Below are 7,529 nucleotides of genomic sequence, written 5' to 3' on the forward strand. Positions count from 1 at the left end.
GCGCACCACCGCACGCGCGCCGACCGCCGACGACCGACCGGGCCGAGCGGTTACGATCTCGCTTCCCTCCCCGGGGCACGTACACCCACTGTCGATGGGCGGCCGCACCATGAACGACCTCCACTCCGGCTCCGCGCCCGCGCTCCGCCGCCTGCTGGACCTGCTCGCCTCCGGCGCCGCCACCGAGGACTTCGCCGACGTGCTCGCCGACGCCCGCCGGCAGGGCGCGCCGGCCGCGGTGCTGAGCGAGATCGACGACGCCACCTGGCAGGCGCTGCGGGTCCACCGAACGATGCGCCAGCACCGGCGCCGGGAGGCCGAACTGACGGCCCTGTTCGACACCGCCGGCGACCTCGCCGCCTCCCGCGACCTGGACGCCGTGCTCCAGGCGATCGTCCGCCGGGCCCGGATGCTGCTCGGCACCGACACCGCCTATCTGACCCTCCCGGACGAGGACGCCGGCGACACCTACATGCGGGTCACCGACGGCTCGGTCTCGGTGCTCTTCCAGACCCTGCGGCTCAGCCTCGGCGACGGCCTCGGCGGCCTGGTCGCGCAGACCGCCCTCCCGTACGCCACCCCCGACTACCGCACCGACGACCGCTTCCACCACACCGGCACCATCGACGCGGGCGTGCTCGACGAGGGCCTGGTGGCGATCATCGGCGTGCCGCTGCTGCTCGGCGGCCGGGTGATCGGCGTGCTGTTCGCCGCCGACCGCTCACCGCGCGCCTTCTCCCCCGACGAGGTCGCGCTGCTCTGCACGCTGGCCGCGCACGCCGCGATCGCGCTGGACACCGCCAAGTCGCTGGCCGACACCCGCGCTGCGCTCGCCGAACTGAACAGCGCCAACGCGCTGATCCGCGCCCACTCCGCCGCCGTCCAGCGCGCCGAGCAGGGCCACGACCGGCTCACCGACCTGGTGCTGCGCGGGGCCGAGGTACCGGACGTGGCCGCCGCGGTGGCCGCCCTGCTCGGCGGCGGGATAGCCGTCCTGGACGCCGAGGGCGAGCCGCTGGCCGGACCGGCCGCCGCCCCGGGCGCCGGGCTGGCCGAGGCGGCGGCCGCGTCCCGCGCCGAGGGGCGCTCGGTGCGCCACGGCGAGGCCTGGGTGTGCGCGGTGCTGGCCGGGCAGGAGCAGCTGGGCACGCTGGTGCTGCGCGGCCGCCCGGACCTCGACGACGCCGACCGCCGGCTGTTCGAGCGGGCCGGCGTGGTGACCGCGCTGCTCCTGCTGCTGCGGCGCTCGGTCGCCGAGACCGAGAACCGGGTGCGCGGCGAGCTGCTGGCCGACCTGCTCACCGTCCCTGACCGGGACCCGGCCGGACTGACCGCGCGCGGCCGGCGGCTGGGCGTGGACCTCGGCCGCCCGCACCTGGTGCTGGTCGCGGAGCCGGGCGGGGCGCGGGACACCGGCACCCGTTCCCGGCTGGCGGGCGCGGCCGGGCGGTACCTGTTCGGCTCGCGCGGCATCAGCGCGGAGCACGGGGAGGCGGTGGTGCTGCTGGTCCCGGCCGGGGGCGGCGGGTCCGGCGCCTCCGACGCCTGCGACGGGTCCGGCGAGGGCGACGCCGCGCAGCGGGCCGCCGGGCAGGCCGCCGAACGGCTCGCCCGGCTGACCGGGTTCCCGGTCACCGTGGGCGCCGGCCGTCCCGCCGCCGGACCGGTCGCGCTGGCCGCCGCGTACGCCGAGGGGCTGCGCTGCGTCCGGGCGCTGCGGGTGCTGGGCCGGTCCGGCGAGGGCGCCTCGGCGCGGGCGCTCGGCTTCCTGGGCGTGCTGCTCGGCGACGGCCACGACGTCGCGGGCTTCGTCCGCGCGACGCTGGGCCCGCTGCTGGAGTACGACGCCCGGCGCGGCACCGAGCTGGTCCGCACGCTGCGCGCGTACTTCGACTGCGGGGGCAGCCTGACCCGGGCCAAGGACGAGCTGCACGTCCATGTGAACACCGTGGTGCAGCGGCTGGACCGGGTCGAGGTGCTGCTGGGCCGGGACTGGAACGGCCCGGAGCGCTCCCTGGAGCTCCAGCTGGCACTGCGGCTCCAGCAGCTGTCCGGGCCGTGACCGGGGACGGGTGGGGCCGGACCGGGTCCGCCCGGCTCGGGCGTACAGTGGCGAGGTTGGTCTCGAACGCCTGGCAAGGAGCAGCGGTGAGCGAGAACGTGCGGTTCATACGCATGGGCACGGGCGAGGGCGCCGTCCCCTACCAGGAGGCCTGGGAGGAGCAGCAGCGGCTGCACGCCCTGCGGGTCGCGGACGAGATCCCGGACACGGTGCTGCTGCTGGAGCACCAGCCCGTGTACACCATGGGCAAGCGCACCAACCCGGCCGACCTCCCGCTGGACGGCACCCCCGTGGTCGAGGTCAACCGGGGCGGCGAGATCACCTGGCACGGCCCCGGCCAGCTGGTCGGCTACCCCATCGTCAAGCTGCCGGACCCGATCGACGTGATCGCGTACGTGCGGCGGCTGGAGGAGGCGCTGATCCGCGCCTGCGGCGAGTTCGGCGTGGAGACCACCCGGGTCGAGGGCCGCAGCGGCGTCTGGGTGCTGGGACGGTCCATCCCGGACGCGGTGGTGGACCCGGCGCAGGTGGTGGACATCGGCAAGCTCACCCTGCGGATGGGCCTGCCGCTGGGCATCGACCCCCGGCTGGCCGGCCCCGAGTACGCGCCGTCCAACGCCGGGCAGCGCGGCGACGACCGCAAGCTGGCCGCGATCGGCGTCCGGGTCGCGCGCGGGGTGACCATGCACGGCTTCGCGCTGAACTGCGATCCGGACATGACCTGGTTCGACAAGATCGTGCCGTGCGGCATCCGGGACGCCGGGGTCGCCTCGCTGGCCGGCGAGCTGGGCCGGGACTTCCCGGTACCGGAGGCGGTGCCGCTGGTCGAGAAGCACCTCGCCGAGGTGTTCGCCGAACTGCCGGAGCCGGCGCCCGGCCGCTGAGGCCCTCCCGCCCCCGGGCCGACCCCCGGGAATCTACCCGTCGGTAGTCGTGTTGCCCTGCGATTGCGGGGCCGTGGCCCCGGCGAAGGCCGTACAAGCACAGGCGTACCCTGGGGGTACCCCGTCTAGTTCTAGGAGTCGCACGTGTCCGCTGTCGCACCCGACGGCAGGAAGCTTCTCCGCCTGGAGGTCCGCAACAGCGAGACCCCCATCGAGCGGAAGCCCGAGTGGATCAAGACCCGCGCGAAGATGGGCCCGGAGTACAACGCCCTCCAGTCGCTGGTGAAGAAGGAGGGGCTGCACACGGTCTGCCAGGAGGCCGGCTGCCCCAACATCTTCGAGTGCTGGGAGGACCGCGAGGCGACCTTCCTCATCGGCGGTGACCAGTGCACCCGCCGCTGCGACTTCTGCCAGATCGACACCGGCAAGCCCGCCGAGTTCGACCGGGACGAGCCGCGCCGGGTCGCCGAGTCCATCGTCACCATGGACCTCAACTACGCCACCATCACCGGCGTCGCCCGCGACGACCTGCCGGACGGCGGCGCCTGGCTGTACGCCGAGACCGTGCGCCAGGTGCACGCGATGACCGCCGGCCGCGAGGGCGGCCGCACCGGCGTCGAGCTGCTGATCCCGGACTTCAACGCGGTGCCGGAGCAGCTGGCCGAGGTCTTCTCGTCCCGCCCCGAGGTGCTGGCGCACAACGTCGAGACGGTGCCGCGGATCTTCAAGCGGATCCGCCCCGCCTTCCGCTACGAGCGCTCGCTGGACGTCATCACCCAGGCGCGCGCCGCCGGGCTGGTCACCAAGTCCAACCTGATCCTGGGCATGGGCGAGACCCGCGAGGAGGTCAGCCAGGCGCTGGCCGACCTGGTCGGGGCCGGCTGCGAGCTGATCACCATCACCCAGTACCTGCGCCCGTCGCTGCGCCACCACCCGGTGGAGCGGTGGGTCAAGCCGCAGGAGTTCGTCGAGCTGCAGGAGGAGGCCGAGGAGCTCGGCTTCGCCGGGGTCATGTCCGGCCCGCTGGTCCGCTCGTCGTACCGCGCCGGGCGGCTGTACCGGCAGGCGCTGGAGCGTCGGGAGCAGGCCTCGGTCTGAGCCGACCGGGCGCGCGCGGGCGTGTTCCGGCCACTGGAAGGGCGGAGCCTCGGCTCCGCCCTTCCGCGTTCATCACGCTTTGACTACCAGGTCACGGGCTGGTAACACGGGGTGGTGACGATGGACCCGTCACGGTTGTTCGATTCTTCTCAGCCACGGCCACGGCCGCGAGGGGAGCTGTTCGGCATGCGGATGCGGATCCGGTCGATGGGGGTTGCGCTGCGCTTCGCCGAGAGCGTCCTGCTGTCCGGCGGGCAGCGGCAGGCCCGGCGCAACGCCTGGGCGGCGGTGTGCGAGAACCGCCGGTACGCCGCCGACCGCCGGCACGACGCGCCGGTGCCGGGGGCGCCGGGTGAGGCGACGACACGGGCGGCGGCGGGCGCTGCGGCGGGCCGGCCGGTGCGCCGAGGACCGCTTCCGTAGCGGCACCCGGGTCACGGTTCGGGGCGAACGGGCACCCGGGCTTGGATATCCCGTACCCACGCCACGTACCATGAGCGTTATGGCGAGGGAAACATCCGAGAACCCCGGGCGGCTGAAGCAGATCCGCCTGGCGTACACCATGACCAAGAAGGTCGACACCAAGATCGGCCTGATCATCGCCGGCGTCGGCCTGCTGACCTTCGGCGTGTTCCTCGCCATCGGCTTCGCGATCGAGCACCCCGTCTACCTGGGCATCCTGGGCTTCATCGTGGCCTTCCTGGCCATGGCGATCGTCTTCGGGCGCCGGGCCGAGCGCGCCGCGTTCGGACAGATGGAGGGCCAGCCGGGCGCCGTCGCGGCGGTGCTGAACAACATCCGCCGCGGCTGGAGCGCCAGCACCACCCCGGTGGCCGTCACCCGCAGCCAGGACGCGGTCTACCGCGCCGTGGGGCGGGCCGGCATCGCGCTGATCGGCGAGGGCAACCCGAACCGGGTCCGCCAGCTGCTCGCGTCGGAGAAGAAGAAGATGGCCCGGGTCGTCGGCGACGTGCCGGTGCACGACATCGTGGTGGGCAACGGCGAGGACGAGGTCCCGCTCAAGAAGCTGCAGATCCACCTGATGCGCCTGCCCCGCGCCATCACGCCCGCCCAGGTCACCGAGACCAACGACCGCCTGCGCGCGCTGGGCGACCTGCTCTCCAAGGCGCCCATCCCCAAGGGCCCGATGCCCAAGGGCGCCCGGATGCCCAAGGGCGGCCAGGTCCGCTGAGCCCCTCCCCCGTCGACAGCACGAGAACGGCCCCGCCGCGGAAGCTTCCGCGGCGGGGCCGTCCGACGTTCTCGGGCCGATGCTCCCGGGATCAGATCCGGACCTCGACGGTGCCGACCGCCTTGTCGTGCAGCCCGCGGGTGTCCCGGTCCCAGACCAGCGCCGGCACCAGCAGGCAGAGCAGCACGGTGCGCAGCAGCACCTGCGGGATGGTCGCCCGGCTGCCGTCCAGGCGGACGACCCGCAGCCCGAAGAGCCGCTTGCCGAAGGTCGTCCCGGTGGTCGCGAGCAGCAGCACGGTGACGGCGAAGAACAGCGGGGTGGTCCACATGTTCGCCGAGGCCGCGGAGCCCTTGCCGATCAGCCCGTAGGAGATCAGGGCGATCAGCCAGCCGTCGACGAACAGCGCGCCCATCCGGCGGCCGGGGCCGGCGATCGAGCCCGGGCCCTCCTTGGGCAGTCCGAGGCGCTCACCGCGGCCGAAGTCGGCCCCCATCTTCTCGGCGGCCGCCTTCGGGCCGTCGATCCACGATCCCAACGCTTCTCTGGTGTCCACGAATCCACACTAACCGGGCGAACGCCGGGGACGGCCACCGCCTCCCCCGCGGGCCCGCCGGATCCGCCACCGAAGAGTGAACCCGGTCACCGGCGGCTTTCCACCGCCCCCCACCATTGGTCTAGACCACTAAGGCGGCCCGGCCTGGCACTGCGAGGCGTTTTGCCCCGCCCCGTACGGCTTTGCCGCCCGGACCGCGACGGCGGTTAACATTCAGGAAACGACTGGGTCACCGGCCGGAAACGGCCCATTCCTAGGGTGAGCCCCATTCGCAACACCGAGGAGGATGGATGTTCAACAACGCCGCCGAAGTGAAGCAGTTCATCCAGGACAACGACGTGAAGTTCGTCGACGTCCGCTTCTGCGACCTGCCGGGCGTCTTGCAGCACTTCTCCGTACCCGCGGCGACGTTCGACCCGTCCGAGATCCTGATGTTCGACGGCTCGTCGATCCGCGGCTTCCAGGCCATCCACGAGTCCGACATGGCGCTGGTCCCCGACCTCGCCACGGCCAGGCTCGACCCGTTCCGCCAGGAGAAGCACCTCAACATCAACTTCTTCATCCAGGACCCGGTGACCGGCGAGGCCTACAGCCGCGACCCGCGCAACGTCGCCAAGAAGGCCGAGGCCTACCTCGCCTCCTCCGGCATCGCGGACACCGCGTTCTTCGGCCCCGAGGCCGAGTTCTACGTCTTCGACTCGGTCCGCTTCGACACCAGCGCCAACGCCTCGTACTACCACATCGACTCCGAGGCCGGCGCCTGGAACAGCGGCTCCACCGAGGGCGACGTCCGCGGCTACAAGGTCAAGTACAAGGGCGGCTACTTCCCCGTCCCGCCCGTCGACCACTTCGCCGACCTGCGCGCCGAGATGTCCCTGGAGCTGGCCCGGGCCGGCCTGGAGGTCGAGCGCCAGCACCACGAGGTCGGCACGGCCGGCCAGGCGGAGATCAACTACAAGTTCAACACCCTGCTGCACGCCGCCGACGACCTGATGCTGTTCAAGTACATCATCAAGAACGTCGCCTGGCGCAACGGCAAGACGGCCACCTTCATGCCGAAGCCGATCTTCGGTGACAACGGCTCGGGCATGCACGTCCACCAGTCGCTGTGGAGCGAGGGCTCGCCGCTCTTCTACGACGAGCAGGGCTACGCGGGCCTCTCCGACACCGCCCGCTACTACATCGGCGGCCTGCTCAAGCACGCCCCGTCGCTGCTCGCCTTCACCAACCCGTCGGTGAACTCCTACCACCGCCTGGTCCCCGGCTTCGAGGCCCCGGTCAACCTGGTCTACTCCCAGCGCAACCGCTCCGCCGCGATCCGCATCCCCATCACCGGCTCCAACGCCAAGGCCAAGCGCATCGAGTTCCGCGCCCCCGACCCCTCCTCCAACCCCTACCTGGCCTTCGCCGCCATGCTGATGGCCGGCCTGGACGGCATCAAGAACAAGATCGAACCCCTGGAGCCGGTCGACAAGGACCTCTACGAGCTGGCCCCCGAGGACCACGCCAACGTCCCCCAGGTCCCCTCCTCCCTCCCCGCCGTCCTGGAGGCCCTCGAAGCCGACCACGAGTACCTCCTCGCCGGCAACGTCTTCACCCCCGACCTCATCGAGACCTGGATCGACTTCAAGCGCACCCAGGAGATCGCCCCCATCGCCCTCCGCCCCCACCCCCACGAGTTCGAGCTCTACTACGACCTGTAAGCGGCAGAGGGCACCCCGACCTGCGGGAGCGCAC

At 72.5% G+C, this 7,529-nt stretch carries 7 protein-coding genes; 6 read left to right on the top strand and 1 reads right to left on the bottom strand.

What is annotated here, in order from left to right; all coding sequences use genetic code 11:
- Positions 1-109 precede the first annotated feature (109 nt).
- From ACFU74_RS34710 to ACFU74_RS34730, 5 genes are all read left to right on the top strand, one after another.
- Positions 110-2,062 carry a helix-turn-helix domain-containing protein gene (locus ACFU74_RS34710; RefSeq protein WP_380764130.1) on the top strand — a complete coding sequence of 651 codons (1,953 nt, stop codon included), beginning with the start codon at positions 110-112 and terminating at the stop codon, positions 2,060-2,062.
- A gap of 113 nt (positions 2,063-2,175) precedes the next feature.
- Complete coding sequence (gene lipB / locus ACFU74_RS34715) at positions 2,176-2,946, top strand: lipoyl(octanoyl) transferase LipB (RefSeq protein ID WP_380764131.1); 771 nt, start codon at positions 2,176-2,178, stop codon at positions 2,944-2,946.
- Positions 2,947-3,090: 144 nt separating this feature from the next.
- Positions 3,091-4,044, top strand: coding sequence for a lipoyl synthase (gene lipA / locus ACFU74_RS34720; protein WP_344333782.1), 954 nt, complete (start codon positions 3,091-3,093; stop codon positions 4,042-4,044).
- A 186-nt stretch (positions 4,045-4,230) separates the two neighbouring features.
- Positions 4,231-4,467 carry a hypothetical protein gene (locus ACFU74_RS34725; protein WP_380764126.1) on the top strand — a complete coding sequence of 79 codons (237 nt, stop codon included), beginning with the start codon at positions 4,231-4,233 and terminating at the stop codon, positions 4,465-4,467.
- A gap of 79 nt (positions 4,468-4,546) precedes the next feature.
- Positions 4,547-5,236, top strand: a complete 690-nt coding sequence (locus ACFU74_RS34730) for a DUF4191 domain-containing protein (protein ID WP_380764127.1) — start codon at positions 4,547-4,549, stop codon at positions 5,234-5,236.
- A gap of 91 nt (positions 5,237-5,327) precedes the next feature.
- On the opposite strand, the gene ACFU74_RS34735 is transcribed toward ACFU74_RS34730, so the two are convergent.
- Positions 5,328-5,792 (bottom strand): RDD family protein, encoded by a 465-nt coding sequence (locus tag ACFU74_RS34735; protein WP_380764128.1) that lies wholly within the window; start codon positions 5,790-5,792, stop codon positions 5,328-5,330.
- Positions 5,793-6,082: 290 nt separating this feature from the next.
- Here ACFU74_RS34735 and glnA point away from each other — a divergent pair, with 290 nt between their 5' ends.
- Positions 6,083-7,495, top strand: coding sequence for a type I glutamate--ammonia ligase (gene glnA / locus ACFU74_RS34740; RefSeq protein ID WP_380764129.1), 1,413 nt, complete (start codon positions 6,083-6,085; stop codon positions 7,493-7,495).
- The last annotated feature ends 34 nt before the right edge of the window (positions 7,496-7,529 follow it).

It is taken from the genome of Kitasatospora sp. NPDC057500 (genome assembly GCF_042802195.1).
In the GTDB taxonomy this organism is placed as follows: Bacteria; Actinomycetota; Actinomycetes; order Streptomycetales; family Streptomycetaceae; genus Kitasatospora.

What these genes read in the sequence shown, in the direction of transcription:
- ACFU74_RS34710 (WP_380764130.1), top strand. Translation starts at nt 110, where the DNA reads ATGAACGACCTCCACTCCGGCTCCGCGCCCGCGCTCCGCCGCCTGCTG.
- lipB (WP_380764131.1), top strand. Translation starts at nt 2,176, where the DNA reads ATGGGCACGGGCGAGGGCGCCGTCCCCTACCAGGAGGCCTGGGAGGAG.
- ACFU74_RS34725 (WP_380764126.1), top strand. Translation starts at nt 4,231, where the DNA reads ATGCGGATGCGGATCCGGTCGATGGGGGTTGCGCTGCGCTTCGCCGAG.
- ACFU74_RS34730 (WP_380764127.1), top strand. Translation starts at nt 4,547, where the DNA reads ATGGCGAGGGAAACATCCGAGAACCCCGGGCGGCTGAAGCAGATCCGC.
- glnA (WP_380764129.1), top strand. Translation starts at nt 6,083, where the DNA reads ATGTTCAACAACGCCGCCGAAGTGAAGCAGTTCATCCAGGACAACGAC.